This is a genomic window from Streptomyces showdoensis (genome assembly GCF_039535475.1).
GTDB classification, from domain to species: Bacteria; Actinomycetota; Actinomycetes; order Streptomycetales; family Streptomycetaceae; genus Streptomyces; species Streptomyces showdoensis.
This window is the reverse complement of record NZ_BAAAXG010000026.1, coordinates 3,254,558-3,274,527: the sequence shown is the minus strand read 5'-3', so window position 1 is coordinate 3,274,527 and position 19,970 is coordinate 3,254,558. Positions and strand designations below refer to the sequence as shown.

At 69.2% G+C, this 19,970-nt stretch carries 40 protein-coding genes; 36 read left to right on the top strand and 4 right to left on the bottom strand.

Features of this window, described 5'->3' with window-relative positions; all coding sequences use genetic code 11:
* The first annotated feature begins 4 nt into the window (after positions 1-4).
* The 24 genes from ABD981_RS27935 to ABD981_RS27820 all read left to right on the top strand — a co-directional run bounded on the left by ABD981_RS27935 (position 5) and on the right by ABD981_RS27820 (position 12,928).
* On the top strand, positions 5-250 hold the full coding sequence (locus tag ABD981_RS27935; protein ID WP_123954262.1) for a hypothetical protein: 246 nt from the start codon (positions 5-7) through the stop codon (positions 248-250).
* On the top strand, positions 247-1,221 hold the full coding sequence (locus ABD981_RS27930) for a YqaJ viral recombinase family nuclease (RefSeq protein WP_123954261.1): 975 nt from the start codon (positions 247-249) through the stop codon (positions 1,219-1,221). The genes ABD981_RS27935 and ABD981_RS27930 overlap by 4 nt, the downstream gene beginning before the upstream one ends.
* Positions 1,218-2,018: a recombinase RecT gene (locus ABD981_RS27925; RefSeq protein WP_046906382.1), complete on the top strand. Its 801-nt coding sequence runs from the start codon at positions 1,218-1,220 to the stop codon at positions 2,016-2,018. Before ABD981_RS27930 ends, ABD981_RS27925 begins: the two co-directional genes overlap by 4 nt.
* A 66-nt stretch (positions 2,019-2,084) precedes the next feature.
* A complete protein-coding gene (locus ABD981_RS27920) occupies positions 2,085-2,441 on the top strand; it encodes a hypothetical protein (RefSeq protein ID WP_046906381.1) in 357 nt (118 codons plus the stop codon).
* On the top strand, positions 2,438-2,668 hold the full coding sequence (locus ABD981_RS27915) for a hypothetical protein (protein ID WP_046906380.1): 231 nt from the start codon (positions 2,438-2,440) through the stop codon (positions 2,666-2,668). The genes ABD981_RS27920 and ABD981_RS27915 overlap by 4 nt, the downstream gene beginning before the upstream one ends.
* A complete protein-coding gene (locus tag ABD981_RS27910; protein WP_046906379.1) occupies positions 2,665-3,447 on the top strand; it encodes a helix-turn-helix domain-containing protein in 783 nt (260 codons plus the stop codon). The genes ABD981_RS27915 and ABD981_RS27910 overlap by 4 nt, the downstream gene beginning before the upstream one ends.
* Before the next feature lie 212 nt (positions 3,448-3,659).
* A complete protein-coding gene (locus tag ABD981_RS27905; protein ID WP_046906378.1) occupies positions 3,660-4,526 on the top strand; it encodes a hypothetical protein in 867 nt (288 codons plus the stop codon).
* A complete protein-coding gene (locus ABD981_RS27900; RefSeq protein WP_123954259.1) occupies positions 4,507-5,127 on the top strand; it encodes a DnaA ATPase domain-containing protein in 621 nt (206 codons plus the stop codon). Before ABD981_RS27905 ends, ABD981_RS27900 begins: the two co-directional genes overlap by 20 nt.
* Positions 5,124-6,497, top strand: coding sequence for a replicative DNA helicase (locus ABD981_RS27895; RefSeq protein ID WP_046906377.1), 1,374 nt, complete (start codon positions 5,124-5,126; stop codon positions 6,495-6,497). Before ABD981_RS27900 ends, ABD981_RS27895 begins: the two co-directional genes overlap by 4 nt.
* On the top strand, positions 6,497-6,736 hold the full coding sequence (locus tag ABD981_RS27890) for a hypothetical protein (protein WP_046906376.1): 240 nt from the start codon (positions 6,497-6,499) through the stop codon (positions 6,734-6,736). Before ABD981_RS27895 ends, ABD981_RS27890 begins: the two co-directional genes overlap by 1 nt.
* A gap of 11 nt (positions 6,737-6,747) precedes the next feature.
* Positions 6,748-7,122, top strand: a complete 375-nt coding sequence (locus tag ABD981_RS27885; protein WP_046906375.1) for a hypothetical protein — start codon at positions 6,748-6,750, stop codon at positions 7,120-7,122.
* A 36-nt stretch (positions 7,123-7,158) separates the two neighbouring features.
* Positions 7,159-7,605 carry a hypothetical protein gene (locus ABD981_RS27880; protein ID WP_046906374.1) on the top strand — a complete coding sequence of 149 codons (447 nt, stop codon included), beginning with the start codon at positions 7,159-7,161 and terminating at the stop codon, positions 7,603-7,605.
* Positions 7,606-7,680: 75 nt separating this feature from the next.
* Positions 7,681-8,271 (top strand): HNH endonuclease signature motif containing protein, encoded by a 591-nt coding sequence (locus ABD981_RS27875; protein ID WP_123954258.1) that lies wholly within the window; start codon positions 7,681-7,683, stop codon positions 8,269-8,271.
* A gap of 27 nt (positions 8,272-8,298) precedes the next feature.
* Complete coding sequence (locus ABD981_RS27870; protein ID WP_046906373.1) at positions 8,299-8,967, top strand: hypothetical protein; 669 nt, start codon at positions 8,299-8,301, stop codon at positions 8,965-8,967.
* On the top strand, positions 8,964-9,299 hold the full coding sequence (locus ABD981_RS27865) for a hypothetical protein (RefSeq protein ID WP_046906372.1): 336 nt from the start codon (positions 8,964-8,966) through the stop codon (positions 9,297-9,299). The genes ABD981_RS27870 and ABD981_RS27865 overlap by 4 nt, the downstream gene beginning before the upstream one ends.
* Positions 9,296-9,418 (top strand): hypothetical protein, encoded by a 123-nt coding sequence (locus ABD981_RS27860; RefSeq protein ID WP_276205555.1) that lies wholly within the window; start codon positions 9,296-9,298, stop codon positions 9,416-9,418. Before ABD981_RS27865 ends, ABD981_RS27860 begins: the two co-directional genes overlap by 4 nt.
* 115 nt (positions 9,419-9,533) lie before the next feature.
* Entirely contained in the window at positions 9,534-9,689 is a 156-nt protein-coding gene (locus ABD981_RS27855) for a hypothetical protein (RefSeq protein WP_165590908.1), read from the top strand.
* Positions 9,689-10,042, top strand: a complete 354-nt coding sequence (locus ABD981_RS27850) for a hypothetical protein (protein ID WP_046906371.1) — start codon at positions 9,689-9,691, stop codon at positions 10,040-10,042. The genes ABD981_RS27855 and ABD981_RS27850 overlap by 1 nt, the downstream gene beginning before the upstream one ends.
* Positions 10,039-10,608: a hypothetical protein gene (locus ABD981_RS27845; RefSeq protein ID WP_046906370.1), complete on the top strand. Its 570-nt coding sequence runs from the start codon at positions 10,039-10,041 to the stop codon at positions 10,606-10,608. Before ABD981_RS27850 ends, ABD981_RS27845 begins: the two co-directional genes overlap by 4 nt.
* A 93-nt stretch (positions 10,609-10,701) precedes the next feature.
* A complete protein-coding gene (locus ABD981_RS27840) occupies positions 10,702-10,995 on the top strand; it encodes a hypothetical protein (RefSeq protein WP_046906369.1) in 294 nt (97 codons plus the stop codon).
* Positions 10,992-11,210 carry a hypothetical protein gene (locus tag ABD981_RS27835; protein WP_046906368.1) on the top strand — a complete coding sequence of 73 codons (219 nt, stop codon included), beginning with the start codon at positions 10,992-10,994 and terminating at the stop codon, positions 11,208-11,210. The genes ABD981_RS27840 and ABD981_RS27835 overlap by 4 nt, the downstream gene beginning before the upstream one ends.
* The gene (locus ABD981_RS27830; RefSeq protein WP_046906367.1) at positions 11,207-11,785 is read left to right on the top strand and encodes a hypothetical protein; all 579 of its coding nucleotides are present in this window, start codon (positions 11,207-11,209) and stop codon (positions 11,783-11,785) included. Before ABD981_RS27835 ends, ABD981_RS27830 begins: the two co-directional genes overlap by 4 nt.
* Entirely contained in the window at positions 11,782-12,243 is a 462-nt protein-coding gene (locus ABD981_RS27825) for a hypothetical protein (RefSeq protein ID WP_046906366.1), read from the top strand. The genes ABD981_RS27830 and ABD981_RS27825 overlap by 4 nt, the downstream gene beginning before the upstream one ends.
* 28 nt (positions 12,244-12,271) lie before the next feature.
* The gene (locus tag ABD981_RS27820) at positions 12,272-12,928 is read left to right on the top strand and encodes an IBR domain-containing protein (protein WP_046906365.1); all 657 of its coding nucleotides are present in this window, start codon (positions 12,272-12,274) and stop codon (positions 12,926-12,928) included.
* Positions 12,929-13,193: 265 nt separating this feature from the next.
* Here the strand turns inward: ABD981_RS27820 and ABD981_RS27815 are convergent, their stop codons facing one another.
* The 4 genes from ABD981_RS27815 to ABD981_RS27800 all read right to left on the bottom strand — a co-directional run bounded on the left by ABD981_RS27815 (position 13,194) and on the right by ABD981_RS27800 (position 15,487).
* Entirely contained in the window at positions 13,194-14,066 is an 873-nt protein-coding gene (locus ABD981_RS27815) for a DUF6907 domain-containing protein (RefSeq protein WP_165590907.1), read from the bottom strand.
* Positions 14,063-14,485, bottom strand: coding sequence for an NUDIX hydrolase (locus ABD981_RS27810; RefSeq protein WP_046906364.1), 423 nt, complete (start codon positions 14,483-14,485; stop codon positions 14,063-14,065). The genes ABD981_RS27815 and ABD981_RS27810 overlap by 4 nt, the downstream gene beginning before the upstream one ends.
* A complete protein-coding gene (locus ABD981_RS27805; protein ID WP_046906363.1) occupies positions 14,482-15,108 on the bottom strand; it encodes an NUDIX hydrolase in 627 nt (208 codons plus the stop codon). The genes ABD981_RS27810 and ABD981_RS27805 overlap by 4 nt, the downstream gene beginning before the upstream one ends.
* Positions 15,109-15,241: 133 nt before the next feature.
* Positions 15,242-15,487, bottom strand: coding sequence for a hypothetical protein (locus ABD981_RS27800; protein ID WP_131723838.1), 246 nt, complete (start codon positions 15,485-15,487; stop codon positions 15,242-15,244).
* A gap of 264 nt (positions 15,488-15,751) precedes the next feature.
* Between ABD981_RS27800 and ABD981_RS27795 the strand changes: the two genes are divergently transcribed.
* From ABD981_RS27795 to ABD981_RS27740, 12 genes are all read left to right on the top strand, one after another.
* Entirely contained in the window at positions 15,752-16,042 is a 291-nt protein-coding gene (locus ABD981_RS27795) for a hypothetical protein (RefSeq protein WP_123954256.1), read from the top strand.
* Positions 16,039-16,191, top strand: a complete 153-nt coding sequence (locus ABD981_RS27790; RefSeq protein ID WP_165590906.1) for a hypothetical protein — start codon at positions 16,039-16,041, stop codon at positions 16,189-16,191. Before ABD981_RS27795 ends, ABD981_RS27790 begins: the two co-directional genes overlap by 4 nt.
* A 6-nt stretch (positions 16,192-16,197) precedes the next feature.
* Entirely contained in the window at positions 16,198-16,326 is a 129-nt protein-coding gene (locus ABD981_RS27785) for a hypothetical protein (protein WP_345530397.1), read from the top strand.
* Between the two features lie 95 nt (positions 16,327-16,421).
* Positions 16,422-16,622 (top strand): hypothetical protein, encoded by a 201-nt coding sequence (locus ABD981_RS27780; RefSeq protein WP_046906360.1) that lies wholly within the window; start codon positions 16,422-16,424, stop codon positions 16,620-16,622.
* 48 nt (positions 16,623-16,670) lie between these two features.
* Entirely contained in the window at positions 16,671-16,835 is a 165-nt protein-coding gene (locus ABD981_RS27775) for a hypothetical protein (protein WP_165590905.1), read from the top strand.
* Positions 16,836-16,869: 34 nt separating this feature from the next.
* Positions 16,870-17,097: a hypothetical protein gene (locus tag ABD981_RS27770; RefSeq protein ID WP_046906359.1), complete on the top strand. Its 228-nt coding sequence runs from the start codon at positions 16,870-16,872 to the stop codon at positions 17,095-17,097.
* Between the two features lie 11 nt (positions 17,098-17,108).
* Complete coding sequence (locus ABD981_RS27765; protein WP_046906358.1) at positions 17,109-17,342, top strand: hypothetical protein; 234 nt, start codon at positions 17,109-17,111, stop codon at positions 17,340-17,342.
* Positions 17,339-17,848 (top strand): hypothetical protein, encoded by a 510-nt coding sequence (locus tag ABD981_RS27760; RefSeq protein WP_123954255.1) that lies wholly within the window; start codon positions 17,339-17,341, stop codon positions 17,846-17,848. The genes ABD981_RS27765 and ABD981_RS27760 overlap by 4 nt, the downstream gene beginning before the upstream one ends.
* A 19-nt stretch (positions 17,849-17,867) precedes the next feature.
* Entirely contained in the window at positions 17,868-18,023 is a 156-nt protein-coding gene (locus ABD981_RS27755) for a pRL2-8 (RefSeq protein ID WP_240495122.1), read from the top strand.
* A gap of 40 nt (positions 18,024-18,063) precedes the next feature.
* The gene (locus tag ABD981_RS27750) at positions 18,064-18,375 is read left to right on the top strand and encodes a DUF7739 domain-containing protein (RefSeq protein WP_046906357.1); all 312 of its coding nucleotides are present in this window, start codon (positions 18,064-18,066) and stop codon (positions 18,373-18,375) included.
* A complete protein-coding gene (locus tag ABD981_RS27745) occupies positions 18,372-18,584 on the top strand; it encodes a hypothetical protein (RefSeq protein ID WP_131723837.1) in 213 nt (70 codons plus the stop codon). Before ABD981_RS27750 ends, ABD981_RS27745 begins: the two co-directional genes overlap by 4 nt.
* A gap of 14 nt (positions 18,585-18,598) precedes the next feature.
* Positions 18,599-19,969, top strand: coding sequence for a hypothetical protein (locus ABD981_RS27740; protein ID WP_046906355.1), 1,371 nt, complete (start codon positions 18,599-18,601; stop codon positions 19,967-19,969).
* Position 19,970: the final 1 nt, after the last annotated feature.

The window sequence follows — 19,970 nt, the reverse complement described above, 5'->3', positions numbered from 1 at the left end:
CGACATGGAACCCACGATCCCCGCTGAAGTCGCGGCGCACGTCCTCTTCCACTACGGCCGCGACGGCGGCTACCAGGCCGGCAGCTTCACCGAACAGATCATCAAGGCCATCGACATGGCCGACCCCGGCAACCGTTTCAAGCTCACCAACAGCTACCCCGACTACGTCGCCGCCGTCGTCGCCATCAAGTACGACCCTGCCGGCGTCACCCGACTCCAGCAGATCGCCGCCGGGCAGGTGGCCGCGTGACGCTCACCTACCCTTCCGGCGCCCAGATCGTCCTCGGCCCCGACGCGCCGGCCGACGAGTGGCACGCGGTCCGCGCCACCGGCATCGGCGGCAGCGACATCGTCGCGATCTGCGGACTCAACGAGTACACGAGCCCGCTGGAGATCTGGCTGAAGAAGCGCGGCGAGACCGTGCCCCGCCGCCACGACCCGGTCCTGTCCGAGGCCGCCGAGATGGGCCACGAGCTCGAACCGTTCGTCGCCAGCCGCTTCACCAAGCGGACCGGCCTCCCCGCCATCGACAACCCCGGCACCCTGCGCCTGCCCAGCCGGCCGCACATGCTCGTCAATCTCGACCGCGCCACCGTCGAGAACGACGAGATGGGCGTCCTGGAAATCAAGACCCGCTCGTCCTACGCCCTCAAAGACTGGATCGACGAGACCCCCGGCGAAGTCCAGGTCCAGGTCCAGTGGCAGCTCGCCCTCACCGGCTGGAACTTCGGCTACTCCGCGGCATCCATCGGCGGCCAGCGCACCATCGTCCACCGCATCGAGCGCGACCAGCAAATGATCGACAACCTCATCGCCATCGGCGACGAGTTCTGGGGCTGGGTCCAGACCGGCACCCGCCCGCCCCTCGACGGCAGCCACGCCACCGGCCAGCTCCTCGACCACCTCCACGCCAACCCCGTCGAACAGATCGTCGTCGCTGACCCGGCCGAGGTCGAGAAGTGGCTGAAGATCCGCGCCACAGCCAAGGAACAGGCCGAAGCCGCCGACATCGCCATCACCGAGGCCGAGAACCACCTCAAGGCCATCGCAGGCGACGCCACCGACGTCCACATCCGCGGCGAACTCGCCTACTCGTGGCGGCCCCGCCGCGGCTCCATCCACTGGAAGGAAGCCGCCCTCGCCGCCGACCCCGACATCGACGCCGAGCAGTACCGCGGCGAACCCACCCGCGTCCTCAACGTGCACCTGGAGAACCTGTGACCTCCGACGCCCGCAACGCCGTCGCCCGCCGAGCCGCCAACGTCGGCCAGGTCGAGCAGGCCGGCGAGCAGCCCAAGCCGACCATGGCGCAGCAGATCGAGCGGATGAAGCCCGAGATCGCCCGAGCCCTGCCCAAGCACATGGACGCCGACCGGATCGCCCGCATCGCCCTCACCCTTATCCGCAAGAACCCCGACCTGGCGAACTGCACCACCGAGTCGTTCCTCGGCGCACTCATGACCTGCTCGCAGCTCGGCTTCGAGCCCGGCTCGCCGACGCAGGAGGCCTACATCATCCCCCGCAAGGGCCAGGCCGAGTTCCAGCTGGGCTACCAGGGCATGGTGACGCTCTTCTACCAGCACCCGATGGCGTCCTCGGTGAAGGTCGAGACCGTCCGCGAAAACGACTACTTCGAGCACGAGGAAGGCCTCGAAGAGCGGCTCATCCACCGGCCATTCGCCGACGGCCCGCGGGGCAAGGCCATCGCCTACTACTCCGTCGCCCGGCTCATCAACGGCGGCCGCACCTTCAAGGTCATGTACCCCGCCGAGATCGAAGAGCGGCGCCAGAAGCTGCCGTCCAAGAACAGCCCGGCCTGGCGCGACAACTACGACGAGATGGCCAAGAAGACCGTCCTGCGCAACCACTTCAAGGCCCTGCCGAAGAGCGCCGAACTGGCCCGCGCCCTCGCCCACGACGGCACCGTCCGCACCGACTGGCAGCCGGACGCCATCGACGTCCCGCCCGAGTACCTCAGCGAACCCCAGCGCCCCGAGCTCGAAGCCGGCGCCCAGTAGCCCCACTCGGGCTGGCCGCGGGCAAGGCGGCCAGCCCACCACCCAGCAGACCGGAAGGACACCGCCGTGGCAACCCAGCTGAACCTGTCCATCCCCACTCCCACCGTGATCGACCCCGATGCCGGCGAGACCGCAAAGCAGGCCGGCATGAAGCGCATCGGCCAGCTCGACCCCGTGTGGGCCGCCGACTGTGACAAGAAGATCGAGAAGTTCGCCGGCCTTGGTGTCCCCTTCCAAGCCGCCGACCTCGTCGAGGACGGACTCGCTGAACCGCCCCACCCGAACTGCTGGGGGCCCCGCTTCTCCGCCGCCGCCCGCACCGGCCTCATAGCCCACGCCGGCTACACCCAGTCGAAGCGGGCCACCGTCCACAAGTCCATCTGCCACCAGTGGGTCGGCGTCAAGACGGAGGCCGCAGCGTGAGCGTCTTCAACTGGGCCTGCGTGATCTTCCTCGCTGGCGCCGGACTCATCGCCTGGGCCATCGACCACAAGCCGCCCACCTACCGCACCCCCGACCAGGTCGAGGCCGACGTCGCCGCCCACCGGGCCCAGCGCCGCATGCAGGAAGCCATCGACAGCCTCCGCACCTGCCGCGAAATCTACGACCTCCCCACCATCCCCAGCCAGCGAAAGGAGACAGGACAGTGAGCCGAAACAACCCGCCGCAGCACGGAGAGCGCCGCTGCTACCTCCGCGGCTGCCGACGACCCGAGTGCGTTGAAGCCAACAAGCGCTACTGCAAGCTGTCCGACCTCAGGCGCCACCGCGAAGGGCCCAGCCGCGTCGACGCCACGCCCGCCGCAAACCACCTCCGACGCCTCATCGAGGAAGAGGGGTGGACGCAGGCCGACATCGCTACCTGCACTGGCATCAAGGCTGGCACCATCGGCGGACTTGCCGCTGGCCGCTACAGGACTTGCTCACCCAAGAATGCCGAGATCATCCTCGCGTTCGACCCAGAATTCGATGCCGAACGGCCTGGCTACTGGACGAGCAACCTCGGCTCGATGCGCAGGCTGCGGGCTCTGGCAGTTCTCGGCCACCCCCTCTACGTGGTCGCTGAGGATGCGCAGATCGGCTATGCCACAGCCCGCCACATATGCGCCCAGATCAGCCGCGTCACCAGCAAGGACTTCGCCGCGCGAATCACTGCCGTCTACGAACGGCGACGCCACCAGATGGGCTCATCGCCTGTAACGCTCGGAATAGCGCGGGCCGCTGGCTGGTGGGGCCCTGATGCCTGGCGCGACATAGACGATCCCCTGTGCACCCCTAACGAGGACCGCAACGAGCTCGGGGCCTACCGCCGTGCGGAGATCGCCCACCTTGCCTCGTTCAACGTCCCCGAACACGAGATCGCCGACCGCCTCGGCATGGCCCGCGCCTACGTCCACGACCTCATCCGCGACATGGGAAAGGCCGCCTGATGGACAGCCTCGACGAGGCCCGCCCCCCGTCGATCCAGCCACCGCCCTACCCGAAGACCACGCCCGGCTTCTGCGAGACGGGCAACCCGGTTTGCGGGGAGCCCGCCCGTCTCTTCGCCGCGGGGTGGCGATGCGACCACCACCGGCCGAGCGCGCCACAGCACGCCGCCGCCTAGACCACCCACCCAAAGCAGCCGGAAGAGACCCTCCCCATGGCCCGTATCCGTTCGATCAAGCCGGAGTTCTTCACCTCCCTCACGATCGCCGACCTGAAGCTGTCGACTCGCCTCACCTTCATCGGGCTGTGGACCTACGTCGACGACAACGGTGTGGGCCTCGCCGACCCGCGACTCATCCGGGCCGCGATCTGGCCCCTCGAAGAGGCTCCGGACATCCTCCAGAGGACTCGTGAGGATCTCCAGAGCCTTCACACGGCCCGTCTGGTGACCCTCTACGAGGCCTCCGGAAAGGCTCTGATCGCCGTTTCCAACTGGTCCGAGCACCAAAAAGTCAGCCACCCCCGGAAGCCGAGGTTCCCCAGGCCCGAGCAGGTACAGAACGACGACCCCACCCCCTCCGACCAGGACTCTTTCGAACCTCCCGAGGACTCCGGAGATTCTCCGGAGGACTTCCAGAAGACTCCGGAGATCCTCCGCCCTGAGCAGGGATCAGGGAGCAGGGATCAGGGAGCAGGGAAAGAAGAAGACGCGGAGCCTTCGGCATCCGCCGATACCCCTCCTCGAGCCGATGTCGAAGCCGTCTGCCGACACCTCGCCGACGTCCTTGAAAGGACCGGCAGCAAGAGGCCCAGCATCACCGACAAGTGGCGCACCGCTACCCGGCTGATGCTCGACCGCGACGGCGTCAGCGTCGAGGACGCCAAGCACGCCATCGACTGGGCCCACGCCAACGACTTCTGGCAGGCGCACATCCTCACGCCGATGAAGCTCCGCGAGAAGTACGACACCCTCCGCCGCCAAGCGTCCGCGACGCAGCGCCGCCAGAAGCCGGCTGGCCCCGCCACCGCCCCCCGCGACATGACCGACGAGGAGAAGAAGAGTGCACTCAAGTTCGGCTGACGAGCCCACCGCCCGCGAGGAGTGGCTCCAGCAGCGAGGCCAGCAGGCCCTCGACCGCTTCGACAGCAAGACGCCCGTGATCTACCAGAAGCCGATCGAGCTCAACCAGGACGTCCACGACTGGATCGCCGGATGGGGCGGCGACAGCCTCTTCCTGACCGGACCGATCGGCGTCGGCAAGACCCACACCGCCTGGCAGACCTGCCGCCGATGGCTCGAAGCCTGGTACGCCCCCAACCGCCCGTGGTCTGGCGGACCCGACCTCCGCACCTACCGCTCCACGACCCTCTTCGATGCGCTTCGTCCCGACGGACCCGACGAGATCCGCCGCACCCTCGTCAAGGAACTCCAGGAGTGCAACCTCCTGTTCATCGACGACTTGGCCGCGGCCAAGGCATCCGAGTGGACGCAGGAGCGCCTCTTCGAGATCTTCGACGAGCGGTACATCAACCGTCGTCCCGTCATCACCACCTGCGACGTGCTGCCCACCCAGCTGTCCGAGGTCACCGGACCGCGGGTCTCCTCCCGCCTCGCCGAGATGTGCGGCGCCAGCGTCGTCCTGCTCGACGGCCACGACCGCCGCACCGGAGCCGCCGCATGAGCGACACCGACCTGTGGGGCCCGGACGGAATCGCTGACGCGGGCGCCGGGCAGGACCGCCCCGACCTTGCTGCCGAACGCATCATTGCCGCGTCCGTCATGGCACGGCCCGCACTCATCGACGAGCTCGCCGGCGAGTTCGACCCCGCCGACATCCTCGCCGACCAGCTCCGCTGGGTATGGAACGCCGTCGACGAGATCCGAGAAACCCTCACCAAGGGCGAGATCCGCTGGGAAGCCGTTCACCGCCAGCTGCAGACCTGGCGCGCCACCGGCTACATGCCCGTCCCGCCCATGGACGTTAGCCACCTGTCCAGCCTGTACGACGAAGCGCAGACTAGCTACGCCGGCGCCGCGTACTACGCCCGGCAGATCACCGAAGCGGCGATCAACCGCCGGTTCCTCGCCCTCAGCCACGACATGAACATCCGCGGCCGATCCGCAGCCTTCGACTCGACTGCGGACATCCCCGCCATCCAGGACGCCCTGGACGACCTCGTCCGCAACCGGGAAGCCAGCGCCCCGAAGGCGCTCCGCGACATCATCGGCGGAGCCCTCGAGCGGTCTGTCACGAAGCCCAACAAGAATGACCGCGTCCCCACTGGCTTCGCTGACCTCGACATGCTCCTGCAGGGAGGCTTCAAGCCGGGCCAGCTCGTCGTCGTCGCGGCCCGCCCCGCAATGGGAAAGTCGACCTTCGGTCTCGGTCTCGCCAGGGCCGCCGCGATCCGCCACGCCACTCCGACGCTCTTCGAGTCCCTGGAGATGGGCGAGGAGGAGCTCGGCGACAACATCCTTGCCGCAGAGTCTCGCGTCGCGCTGCACCACATCAAGACCGGGTCGGTTGATGACGCCGGCGTCGCCCGCGAAGCACGGGCCGCCCAGCGCATCACGGACGCCCCGCTCTACCTCAACGACTCGGCCGAACTGTCCCTGCCGATTTTGCGTGGACGCGTCCGCCACATGATCCGAACCGTCGGTCTCCGCCTGGTCATCGTCGACTACCTCCAACTGATGGACGCCCCCAAGGCGGAGAACCGGCAGGCCGAGGTTTCCAAGCTCACCCGCGGCCTGAAGCTCATGGCCAAGGAGTTCGGCATCACGCTCGTGATCCTCGCCCAGCTCAACCGCGGCCCTGAGCAGCGCACCGACAAGAAGCCCCTCGTCTCCGACCTTCGTGAATCCGGCGCCATCGAGCAGGACGCCGACATCGTGATCCTGCTGCACCGCGAAGACGCCTACGACAAGGAATCCCCGCGTGCTGGCGAGGCCGACGTGATCGTCGGTAAGCACCGCGCCGGCCCCACCGCCACGATCACCACCGCCTTCCAGGGCCACTACGCCCAGTTCGTCGACATGGCGGTGAGCTGATGACCGAGCTGACGCCCGAGGACTTCGCCGAGGCCCGCAAGGACGGCAACGGAGACCTCACCCGCCTCCTGCTGCTCGCCGCTGGCATCACGCCTAAGGCTCCCCGACAGCGGACCGCATCGCCGGAGCCGGAGCAGCCCTGCTACCACATCGCCCGCCCCGGCGCCTGGCCCTGCGGCACCGCCGCCACCGGCCCCATGCCCGGACCGTCCTGCCCCGACTGCACCCCCGCCGCCTGAAGGAGACCCCCATGCCGATCCGCCCCGAGAACCGCGACCGATACCCGAAGGACTGGCCCCAGATCAGCCTCAACATCCGCACCGCACGCGCCGCCGGCCGCTGCGAATGCCTCGGCGAGTGCGGCCGCGGCACCCACACCGGCCGCTGCCCCAACGAGAACGGCGGCACCGCCTACGGCACCGGCTCCCGGGTCGTGCTCACCGTGGCGCACCTCGACCACACCCCCGAGAACTGCGACCCCACGAACCTCAGGGCCATGTGCCAGGGCTGCCACCTCCACTACGACCGCGACCACCACCGCCAGACCGCCGCCGCCACCCGCCGAGCAGCACGCGAAGCCGCCGGCCAACTCGCCCTCGACGACCAGCCCAGCCCCGCCGTCTGATCCGGTTCCACCCGACCTGCACGACAGGAGCAGCACATGACCGACATACCGGCCACTTACCTCGGCGTCGACGTTCCGCCCCACATCCGCGACAGCTGGCACACCTGGGAAGGCGCCCGCTGGCGCACCCAACGGCACTGGGCCAACAACAAACCCTTCCCGCCGGACCAGCGCTTCACTGTCCGGCCCCCAGCGGGCATGTGCCCTACACACCGTCAGGGCTGGCTCGACTACCGCAACATGCGCTTCAACGAGGAGACAGGCGACCCGTGGCCCGGGAACCCTCAGTCCCCATTCCTGTTCGTCGGCAGCGACATGAACCGGCTCCGTAATGAACGCCGCCTGCAGTGGGACCGCAAGGCCTCCGAGCAGATGCAGCTCATCGAACGGATCTGCCTCCGCGGCGATTCGCCCCAGTGCACCTCGCCGGTCGAGATTCCCGCGCCGCGCCCGATTGTCGACGTCCACCTCCCCGCCGCCTGACCCCGCACGCAAGCCGGCCGTCCCGCGGGCTAGGCGGGGCGGCCACCCACACAGCATCCACAGATCGGAGACTCCATGTCCAACCGCAATCCTGTGCCGCCGCCCGGCGCCAAGGACCGCTTTCTCTCCAGGGTTACTAAGACCGACACCTGCTGGCTCTGGAGCGGAAGGCTCACGAAGGATGGTTACGGCAGCTTCAGGTTCGGGCTGACCAACGCGGCGCACAGGGCCAGCTACCTACTCTTCGTCGGGCCCATCCCCGAGGGGCTGCAAGTCGACCACGTCTGCCACAACTGGGACGAGAGCTGCGCCGGGGGCGACACCTGTCAGCACCGCCGCTGTGTGAACCCGGCGCACCTCGAGGCCGTCACCAAGCGCGACAACGTCCTCCGGGGCAAGACCCTCGCGGCAAGAGCGGCAGCCAAGACCCACTGCCCCAAGGGCCACCCCTATGACGAGGCCAACACCATCCTCCGCAGCAACGACGGTGCGCGCGTGTGTCGTACCTGCCGGAGGGCTTACGACGCGAAGCGACAGAGGCGCCAGCCACGCCTGCACGTACCGAATCCGGTCCTTCGGATGCTCACGGATCACTTCCCCGATGAAGCGCCAGCCGCAGTTCTCGACCGAGCCGTCCGCGCGTACATCGCGCAGCAGTCTGCCTAACCTCGCCACACCACCAGGAGCATGACCATGACCGACTACCCGCCCGCCGACGACCGCCTCCGCCACCTCCTCGCCCAGGAGATCAACACCCGTGTCGAGACGTGGAAGCTCGCGTTCGCCATCGCCACCGACATCGTCCACAGCCCCGATGTCCGCGCCGAGCTGGACCGCATCGCCGCCGCGCACTCTGCTGGCCAGCCGTGCAGTGACCTGAACTGCCCGCGCTGCTTCGAGGCCCAGCTGACCCCGGGGATCCGGGACGCCGCCCGCCAGGCCGCCGGACAGCCGACCGCCTACGAGGCACTCCGGTGCGCACACTGCGGCCTGGAGGTCGAGGACAAGGGCGACCCCAGCATGGACGGCAACCACCACGTCCGCTGGGTCCACGTCCCTGGCGGGTACAGCATCTGCTTCCCGCAGCAGAGCGCCAGCAGCCCGCGAGCCACCCCCGCTGCCGGGCTGGCCGCGCCCACCAACCACGACACCGAGGTGCGCCCGCCGCGCTCCACGTGGCGCGTTGAGGGCTACGACGCCGACCGGTGGCTGCCGCTAGGCATGCCCGAGGAAGACCGCGAGACCGCCGTCGCAAGGCGCGCCAGCTGGGAGCAGCGGCTGCCCGAGACGCCCACCCGCCTCGTCCGGGAGACGACCACCTGGACCGTCGAGTCCGACACCACCACTGGAGCCCAGTCGTGACCGACGACATGCGACGCCAGATCGTCCTCCGCGAACTCAACCAAGGCGCACTCGCAGGCATGCAGTCCCAAGTCAGCGAGCAAGCCGCAGACCTCGTCCTCGCCGCACTCGACCGCTACGACGACTGGGCGGCCAAGGGCGCGGTCGGACCCAGGGCGCGACTCGCCCGCATCGCCGAGGCGCACAGCCAGGACGCCGAGGCCGGCGGCCTCACCTCCGGCGCCTGCAACGAGTGCGGCCACGCCTGGCCCTGCCCCACCTACACCTGGGCCACCACCGACCGCGACCCGCTCGCCACGTGGGACCCCGCCGACGACGGGGCCGAGTCGTGACCTGGTGGCAGTGGCTCGGCATCTACCTCGCCGCGCCGTTCGTCCTCGCCGGCCTGTGGATCGCCGCCCGCGAACTCGCCCGAGCCCGCTACCGCCGACAGAGCCGGAGCACCCGATGACCCTCCTCGCCCGCATCCGCATCGCCGCCTCCCATCTCCGCCGCGCCCTCCGAGCCGAATGCCCCGCCCAGTGCAGCGAAGGCCACACCTACCGCTGGCCGTGCGGGAGCACCCGATGACCGAGCCCCACGACGCGGACGAGCAGGCGTGGCTCGACCTGTACGGCGACCCGCCCGACACCCCCGACCCCCTCGCCGACCACGGCCGGCCCGCCGGACGCCCCCACCTCCCGCACAACCGGCCCATCACCGACGTCCTGGAGAACCTCTGATGACCCAGCCCAGCCCCGCCGACACCCTCCGCGCCGCAGCCGACAAGCTGCGCGAACTCACCCCGGCCGCCAGCCCCGGCCCCTGGGCCATGAACCAGTGGGGCAACGTCGAGACCGCCCGACACGAGGAGATCGCCGAGGTCTGGCCCCTCAACTCCGTACCCGACACGAACGCCCGCTACATCGCCGCCATGCACCCCGGCGTCGGAACGGCGCTCGCCCAGCTCCTCGGCGCCGCTGTGGAGCACGTCGAGATGGACGTCATGTGCTGCGACCACGGAGCCCACCAGTGCCCCGACTTCGCTGGCCCGGCCCTCGCGGTCGCCCGCGCCATCCTCGGAGACCAGCCGTGACCCAGCCCAAGTCGCCTGCCCCCTGCATCTCGACGTCCTGCACCCGGGACTGCACCACCGAATGTCGCGAGGCCATCAACCGCGCCTGGACAGGACTGCGGGGCGAACTCCCCCCTGCCACCCTCCTGGCCCCGCAGCAACCCGTCCCGCCCTCCACGACCGAGCAGGTGACCGGCGGACGCCGACTCGTCGAGCCCGACCGGCACACCGCCGACACGATCACCTCGGACGCCCTCGACCAGCTGTACGCCGAGCTCGACGAGAACGTCGGCGTCATCCAAGCCCTCCGCCGACAGCGCGAGGAGGCCGAGGCCGCCATCGAACGCGTCCGCGCCGAGTGCAATCGGATCGAGGCCGCAGTCACCGACAACCCCGCCAGCCCGGACCTCGCGGGCGGCTACCTCGCCTGCCTCCGCCATATCCGCACCGCCCTCGACGAGCAGCAGGAGCAGCCGACCGGCCCGGCGCCCACCCACATCGGCGGGCGGGCCAACGCGGAGGACTGCCCCGCCTGCTCCGGCACGAACCCGCCCTACCCGTTCATCTGCCCCGGCCCGACCGCCTGACCCCGCACAGCACGACGGGGCGTGCCCAGTCCGCCAAGACACCTGCGGGCACGCCCCACGCGGATCCGCCCCCGACGTCCTCAGGAGCCTCCAATGGCCGACCGCATCACGACCAGCCAACTCCTCAACCTCGCCGATAGGTCCGAGCGCGGACTCACCACCGCCGAAGCCAGCCGACTCCGCGCCGGCATCGCCCAACTCCACGACGAACGCGCATCGCTTCGCAACCGGCTCCGCGTCCAGACCCGCCGACGCAACATCGCAGTCTCCAAACTCAGCGACATCCACCGACTCGCCACCCTCGCCCGCGAGCGCGGCAACGCCACCGTTCCAACCTGGGCCGTGGACGCATGCCTCAGCGACGCGAGTAACCAGGAGGCGGCGTGACCGCCTACGAGCCGACCTCGGCCCGCAACCGGCGAGGCCGCCCGCAGATGCCCGAGACCACCCAGGAACTGGCCGACGAACTCGCCAGGAGGGCCGCCGAGATACATGCCCGGTCCGACGGCGAGCTGTCCATCGTCGAAGCCGTCGCCCTCGCAGCCTTCCGCATGGGGGTCGAAGCACCTCAAATCACCACAGAACATGGAGACGGATCGTGACCGGAGATTCCCGCACCCCTGAACAGGCCGCCAGGAAGCCCGCAAACGGCCCTCAGAGCGCCCCGGACCCCACAGTCGACATCTCGGGAGGCGCCAGGGGCACTTCAGGCCCGCAGACGGGCACACAGGGCCCCGACCCCCGCCACGTCATCCGCGACACCATCCACACCACCCTCAACGCCAGCGGCTACTGGCTCCCCATCGAAGCCCAACACGCCATCGCCGACGCCATCCTCAACCTTCGCAACAACGACGCCGAGACGTGGCGACGCAAGGCCGTAGAGCGGGGACTCGAACTCGGTCGGCTCCAGCGCACCCTCGAACTCGCCGAATCCACCGCACGCACCTGGATCGACGGCAGCGACGGGGGAACAGGCGCATGCGCCCAAGCCGTAGTCGACGCTCTCACCGCCTACCCGCCCAAGGAGCAGCCGACTGCCATACCCGTCCGCGCCCGCTGCCGATGCGGCCACGCCCGAGACCTCCACAACAGCCGCGACTGCGCAGGCTGCACCCACGCGGGCCTCCAGATCCTCTCCAGCCACGCCTTCATCACGCGAGAGGACCAGCAGTGACCGACCTCCACGAGTGGCTCACCGGGCGCGTCGCCGAAGCCGAGACCGCCGCCGACACACCGGCCGCCGCCCGCCGCTGCGAAGCCGACCGGCGGATCCTCGACCGACACCGCCTCGACCTGGACGACCCCTACGAGCCGTCCTGCCTCGGCTGCGGCACCTACGGCGACCTCGAATCGCCCAACACCGACAACATCAACGACTGCCCCGAACTTCTCGACCTCGCCCACGCGCACGGCATCACTGACGCCATCCTCGCTGGCCTCGACCGGCCCGAGCCCCCGCCCCTGTCGCCGGTGAAGCCGTACAACGAGGCCCTGGCCGACGCCCTCGACCGCCTCCGCAGCACCACCCCAGCCCGCCAAGCACCCGCCACCTTCCGGCCCGCGCCCACCCGTGGCGTCGGCATCCCCATCACCGGCGCACTCACCAAACAGCGCTTCAACCCCTGGCGCTGACCCACCCCGCACCGCCGCAAGGAGAGCCGTGAACGCCGCCGAAGCCGCACCCGCCTGCGTCAAGTGCCACCGCCCCCTGTGGGCCGCCGAAATCGAAGCCGGCCGCTGGGCCTGCGAACGCTGCGAAGCCGACACCGCCCAGCACCTCCGCGCCCTCCCCGCCCTCTACCGGCGCGTGAACAGCCTCGCCGCCCTCACCAAGGGCTCCCCAACCGACGCGGCGATCGGCAGCCCCAACCGAGAAGCCCCGGCCCCGTTGAAGATCGACGTACTCAGCCTCACCACTACGGGCGGCGTCGTCACCGAACTCCAGACCATCGAAGACGCCTGGCGACAGACCCTCGGCTGGCCCGCCGGCCGCACCCGCCACCACACCGACATCGACGGCGCCGTCACCTTCCTGATCAACAACCTCCGGTGGGCCTGCGAACGCTACGAAGAAGTCGGCCAAGACCTTCGCCTCATAGCCCAGCTCCACGCCCAGCTCACCAGCATCGACACCGGCACCCCGCCCCCGAAGACGTTCACTGTCTACTGCAGCACCGAGGACTGCGGCGGCGGCATGCGCGTCACCCTCAGCACTCGGCACGCCACCTGCCACGACTGCGGCACCGCCTACAGCAAGACCGAACTCGGCAGCCTCGACAGCCAGTACGGGCCCAACCCCAACAAGACCGTCGCCTAGTCCGCCGGCAGCCGCATCGCCAGGTCCGCCGCAAGCTGGCCGGCAGCCCGACCCCGCGGCGTGACATCCAACGACTCCAACAGCAGGAGATACCCCACCGCGTCACGGGCCTCCGCAGCCGTCAACAAAGGCAGACGCGGATCGGACGAATAGTCGCCAGTCACAGGCTCAGCAGCATCCACAGCAAGAACAACACCAGCCGGCGCCGGAAGGACACGACGAAGCCCCCCACCCGAACGGGTGGGGGGCTCGCGTGCGACTGGGGTCAGGCGGCGCGGTGGTCGTTGGTCTTCTGGAGCCGGATCTGGAGCTCCCGGAGGGCGCTGCACTGGGCTTCGATCTGATCAATGAAGGTCCCGAGGCCTTCCACATCCAGCTCGACAACCTCGTTCGGCCCGACCTCGATGTTGACGTGCGCCTGTCGGGCAAGTGGATCTAGCGAGTAGGGCCGGATCTGCAGATGGGCGCCCAGAAGAGTTCTGGATTGCCGGAAGGACCTGCGCCTGCGCTCAACGACTTCCACGGGGATGCCATCAATGCGAACCGCTTGCAGTTCGGTGGCTTCATCCCTAGGCGTTCGCGGCTTGGGCTTCTGCCTCGGAGGATGGAGCGCGTCATCGCCAGGCCGTGAGCAGTAGTAGCGTCCAGCACGCCCGTTCTGATGAACAAGCCCGCGAGCAGCCATCTTCTGCAACATCTCGCCGCAGGTGTTGGCCGAGAGGCCGAACCGCTCGTGGAGCTGGTTTCTCGTGGGCATGGGAGATCCTGGTTTGATGACCCCCGACTGGATCTCGGCCTGCAGGATGCGGATCGCCCGCTCCGAATGTGGGTCCAGGTGCGGATGCAGAGTACGGATCTCATCTGAGATTCGAGGGCCTCGGACAGGGTTGTCATACGGCTGCTTTGCCCGGTTGTAGGCGGGGCGCTCTTGGACGATGGCAGCCGTTTCGGCCGCATCTGCCGCCTCAAGCGTCGGGTGCCATTCGATGACCTTGCGACTCACGCTGGGCCACCACTTGGAAGAGGTCGCCGAATACTTGTGGCCAGTCCATCGCTGCTCCAAGTTCTTGGTGATCCCGATGTAGAGCAGGCGGTCTTCGGCGTCGTAGAGGCGATAAAGCGCAGTCCTTTCGGTCACGCGTCCTCCCCGCTGCCACCGAGCGTCTCGTCGAGGTACTCCTGCACCGGCCCGAACAGCCCCCACGGCACGTAGTCGGGGATCTCCGCCAGCCGGATCCATGCGACCTCGGCCAGCTCCTCCTCGTCCGCGACCCGGGCCTCGCCGCCGACGACCTCGCAGGCGACGTAGGACATGTGCCGGCCGGTCTGCGGGTGGACCCGTGCGCCGAGGGAGCGGATCACCTCGACCTTCAGGTCGACCTCCTCGGCCGTCTCCCGCACCGCGGCCTCCTCGGCGGTCTCACCATCCTCGATGCCGCCGCCCGGGAACGCCCACAGAAGCTTCCCTTCCCGCTCCCTCCGCCTGATCATCAGCACACGGTCGTCATAGACGATGATCGCGGTCGAGATGCCCTGCTCAGTCGTCGTGTCGGTCACGCCAGTGCCTCCAGGATGGGCGGAAAGATCTGCTGTTCAGGGATGAAGCGGGTCAGGTCACGACGGGGGATCCACGCGACCTCGATGTTCTCCTCGACGTCCAGGTTCTCGGCGTCGCCCATCAGATAGTCGGCCAAGTGGTACTCGATCAACACCCCGGTTTTCGGGTGGACTCGCTCGCCGAGTTGCTGGCGGACCGCGCACCGCACGCCGGTCTCCGCGCGGGTCTCCTCGACCGCCACCACAGCACCGGTCCGGCCGGGCTTCACCGTGCCGGCCGGGAACTGCCACGACAGGGCATCGTCGCCGCGACGGCAGACCAAGAGCACGTGGTCGTCCTTCGTGACCACAGCCACCGCGACCCGGAAGGCCTGGGCCTGGGCAGCATCAGGGGCTGGCCGGCATAAGGCGGAAAAACGGCGGATCACCGAGGCAGAGGCCCTTTCGTAGGCGGTGTCGAGCAACTGCTGCGAATCGTTCTTCGGGACCACCTCGGGCTGGCTGTGCCAGCTAGCGACGGTGCGGACCCCGACGTCGAGGTGCGAGGCGAACTGCTCGTTGGTCATTCGGAGAGCCTGCTGCAAAGCACACGCCGTGCGGCCGGTCCACTCAATGACTTCCACTGTCCGCCCCTCGCCTGATCGAATCCGAGGTCCTGCACTGCTGCTGCGCTCACACTGCACTGACACCGCACTGGGCGTTCATGGCCTGGCATCCCCCGACCGACTTCAATCAAGGGTCATGAGAGGTAATCGATCATCGCCCCTTGGCGATCTGCTCGGCGCGAGAGCCGGAAACCCCGATGAGCTCGCCGACCGCCCGCCAGGAGTGTGCAGCCTTGAGCTCGGCGACAGCTGCCTTCTCCAGCTCGCGGGCCGCCCGCTCGCCCGCGGCCAGCGTTTCGCGGAAGTCGCGTGCCGCGTTGAAGCGGTCGACGGGGTCAGCGATTTGCGCGAGCCGTCCTGTTTCGGACTCGATAGCGGAGGTCAGCACATCTGTCATGGACCTAGCGTATGGGCGAAATGGCGCCACTTCAAGACTGCCCTTGACATGGGCTGCGACCCGGGTCCAGGATGTAGCACATCGGCTCCAAGGCCCCCCTTGAAGTCGACGGTGATACCCACTCTCACCAGGCTACGGCCTGCGGGTAGCGCCACAACCGAAAACGGGCCGGACACCGCGACTCTCACCTCGCAGGCCGGCCCTACCACGAGGAATCTCTGAAGGGTCACCCTCATGGCTACGCAGAATCTTAGCGGCACCCGTGTGCCCGCTACCGGAACCACCCTGTCGACCGCTCGCCTGTTCTCGGCTCCGCTGCCGGAGCTCCTGGCGGAGGCGGACGCGAAGATCGTCGAGTCCTCGATCGATGACTCCGACTACTACGGCGCGATCGTGAAGCCGCCGGTCGGCCCGGCGATCGTGTGTATCCCGGAGAGCCGCAGCGCCGCGGAGCGGAGCGTGATGGCCCGCCTCCTCGTCGGCCGCCTGCTGGGCGCACCGATGCTGCCGCTGCCGTCCAGCGTCGAGGCCCGCACCTTCGGCGGTGCCCGATGAGCGCCCCCACGGTCGAGGTCCCGGTCGTCCCGCAGCGTCGCCGGATCGCCGTCGGCAAGAAGACCGGCCGTGGCCCCCTCGTGGTTGAGATGTCGGACGCCGACAAGGCCGCCCACGTCGCCGCGTCCTACGTCCGCCCGAAGCGGTGACCCGCGATGGCGCCGCAGGACCTCACCGACGCTGACCGTGAGGCGCAGGCCGCTCTGGCCCGCGCACAGGAAGCCCAGCGGGCTGCGGAGCAGGCGAAGTACGAGGCCGACTGCCTCCTCGCCCAGCGCCGCTAACACCCCCTGACCGCCGGGGCCGGCGGTTCCACCCCCTGCCGTCGGCCCCGGCACCCCCTTCCCACACACGCACCTCTGACACGAGGAGATTCGTCATGCCGTTCTTCCGCACCCGTAAGTCGCAGCCCGCCACCTCGCAGCCGTCTCACCCCGACGACAACCGCCGCCTCAAGTCCACCGGCGAGCGCGTCACCATCCTCGGCCGCACCTCCGACGGAGCCGTCCGCGTGGCCCTGACGGACCGCTCGTACTACTGCGACACGATCGTCAGCCCCGACGACATCGCCCCTGCCTGATCCGCCTGCCCCGGCACCCCACCTCTTCGCCCCTTGGAGGGCACAGCCATGCCCGAATCCACCCGCCCCGTGTCCCGTGATGAGGCGCTGGCCGCGTCGGTCGAGGGTCTCGTGATCCTCGGCGACGCCGCCGCCCGCGACCCCAAGCCCAACCCGGAGCGCGACGAGATCCGCGACGCCTTCACCCGAGCCGCCGCGTTCCTCGCCCGCTGACCCGCGCAACCCACCCAGAACCAGGAGAACTGACATGCCGCTCCTCGCCCTGTCCGACGGCCCCTCCGAGAACGAGCTCGCCGGCATCGAGGCCGCCGTCCGCGCCAGCATCGTCGCCGACTACCTGAAGGCGGCCCGCCGCGGCGACCGCCTCGGCCAGCTCGCCGCCGAGCACCTCGCCGCCCAGATCGACGCCTCCACCCCCGACGGCCCGCGCCTCCTCGACGAGCTCGCCGACCTCACCCAGCCCGCCGCGGCTTGAAAGGCGGAGCCATGACTGCTGCGTGGCAGACCATCAACGGAGTGCCCTGGACGACCAACTCCGCCAGCACCCGCTGGAACGCGGACGGCGGATGGAAGCTCGAGTACACAGCGATCGACGGCGTCGACGGGTGGTACCTCAGCGGCCCTGACGTCGACCGGCGGTGGATGAGTATCCAGTTCGTCGAGTCGGCGCGGAACGCGGCCGAACTTGTCCGGGCGGGTACGCCAGGGGCGGCCTCGTGAACGTCGCCGCCTACCGCCTCCCGGGCCGCTACAGCAAGGGCATGGCCCGCATCGAGTCGATCGCCGAGCAGGCCGCCCGCCTCGTGCAGGACGAAATGCGTGAACGCCTCGGCCACGTGGAGATCGTCGCGTCCGACACCCGCGGGTACAGGGGGCGAATCCTCGCCGCAGAGCAGCAGATCCTCGGCACGCGTACCGACCCGCTTTGGGATTACCCGGAGAGCGTTGGCCACACCACGCTCATCCCGTCAGGGGTCCTGATCCTCGTCGACCTGGAAGCCACCGCGGCCGGTGAGCTCGACGAGACCCTCGTCCACGAGCTGGTGCACGCCGTTCAGTTCGGCAGGCGAGGCAAGCGGGACTTCGTCCTCGCCGGGATCCGCAACAACCACGGCATCCAGAAGGCCGGCGGCTGGCTGAAGGTCACCCTCGTCGACAACCGCCGAGTCGCTGCCGACGAGCGCGAGGCCCAGCGCCTCGAACACCTCGCCCGCAAGCTCCGCTAACCCCGAAATGGAGGCCGTGATGGCCCAGGACCCCTGCCCGCAGTGCGAAGAGCACGCTCAGCTGCACCGCGGGAACTGGCTCGGGCTCGGCGACCAGAAGACGCCGTGTCCCGAGTGCGAGGACCACGCGAAGAACGGCTGCCCCGACCGCCGCAAGCCCTGGAGCTGGTGGTAGGCCCGCCGATCCAACCCCTCAACTTCGAAAGGAGCCCGTCATGGGCTGGAACATCTCGCACGGTGGCACCCGCTACGGCTTCTCGTACAGCGGCGTGGCCATGCTCCGAGACCACATCAAGGATGCCGCCACCCGCTCTGAGCGCCGCCTGTTGGACACGGTGCTGGCCAAGCGGTCCAGTGATCCCTTCAGCATTCCCCCGCGGGATGCCCGCCGCATGGGGGACGTTCTCCTCGCTGTCGCCGACCGTCTGCCCGTAGCCGGCGGCGACGACTGGCAGGGCATGGCCCGGCAGATCGGCGAGTCCGCGATCCGTGCCGCCGACGCCAACGAACCCTGGCGGTGGTCGTGACCGTCGACTGGCGGAAGACCCGCCGGCCCGCCATCTCCTTCGCCGTCTTCGGCGCCCTCGCCTTCGTCTTCGGCGCCGACGTCCCCCTCCTGTGGCGCCTGGTCCTCGTCGCCTCCGCGGCAGCCTCCGTCATCGCAACCAGCGTCGAACCCGCCACCATCCGCCTCGTCAAGCCGACCCGCATCCCCACCCAGAACACCGGAACCTGAAGGGACTGATCACCGTGAGCAGCTACCGCTCCTGGGAAGAGCGCGAGGCCGAGGCCAAGAAGACCCGAGCCGAGGCTGGGCTCCTCGAAGCCCAGGCCGCGGCTGCCTCGCAGAGCCTCGTAGCCGGCGCCGCCAAGACGGAGACCGACAAGCTGGCCGAGCAGGTCAAGCAGGCCCGGCTCGCCAAGCAGCTCAACGCCGTCCAGGACGATGCGGCCGACGAGAGGCGCCGCCGCAAGGCCGACCGCCGCGAGGCATCCCTCGACAAGGGCGAGACATTCAAGCGGCTCGTCACGCTCATCTTCATCCTCGGCCTGCTCGCCTCCCTGCCGTCGCTGACCATGTACTTCCTCGGCCTGCGCGCCGAGGACGGCCCTGACGAGCCGGCGCTGTACCTGCTGACGCTGCCGTTCTTCCTGGAGCTGCTCGCCTTCACGTCGGTGAAGGGAACGCAGTGGGCGGTGCGGAAGGGCTTCGCACGCTGGCCGTTCTGGATCATGACGGGCCTGCTGGCCGGATTCGCCGGCTACATCAACGGCTCCAAGGGCTATGAGATGTTCGGCACGATCGCCGGCCTCGCACTTGCCGCCACCTCCATCGTCGGCCCCGCCCTCGTCGAAGTCCGCGAGTTCATCGAAGCCCGCACCGCAGGCGACAACCGCGACGCCGCGCAGCGTGCCGCCGACAAGGCCAAGGCCCGCCAAAAGCATGCCGAGGACAAGAAGCTGCAGCAGCAGGACACCGAGCGGCGCGCCATGTTCCCGAAGGAGTACGAGGCCTACCGCCGGATCCTCGCCTCCGTCCCGGCCGGATCCATGGGCCGCGACGAGGCGTGGAAGGAAGCCGGCGCGGCCGTGCGGTTCCCCGACGTGTACGACCGCATGCAGGCGCTGATCTCCCTGCCGGGTTCGGCCTCCCGGACGGAAGCGTTTGCCGCGGCGTGGCAGGACCTGTACGGCGCGCGGCTCGGGGTCACGGCCAACGTGCTCCACCGCCGGCTGTCCGCGGAGGCAGAGGTCGCCGATGTTCTGGCGATGGCCGAGATGACGCCCGAGCGCGTCGCCGTCGAGAAGCTGCTCGACGACCTGTTCCCGACGTGGAGCGGCGGCGAAGAAGGCCCCACCGGTGCTGTTCCCGCCAAGGGTCCTCAGGGGCCGTCCAGGACGCCGGGAGCCCTTGGGGGGATTGGGAACCGCACGTCCGGCCGGTCGCCCCGCACGGACGCCACGGAGCCCCTCAAGACGGAAGACATTGAGCGAGCGAAGAAGCTCCGCGCGGCTGTCCCCGCCGCACAGTTCTCCACTCCTGCGGTCGCGAAGCTCCTCGGCCGCAGCAAGGTCTACGCCCGCCGCGTCCGTGACGCCGTCGAGTCCGAGCAGAGCTGAG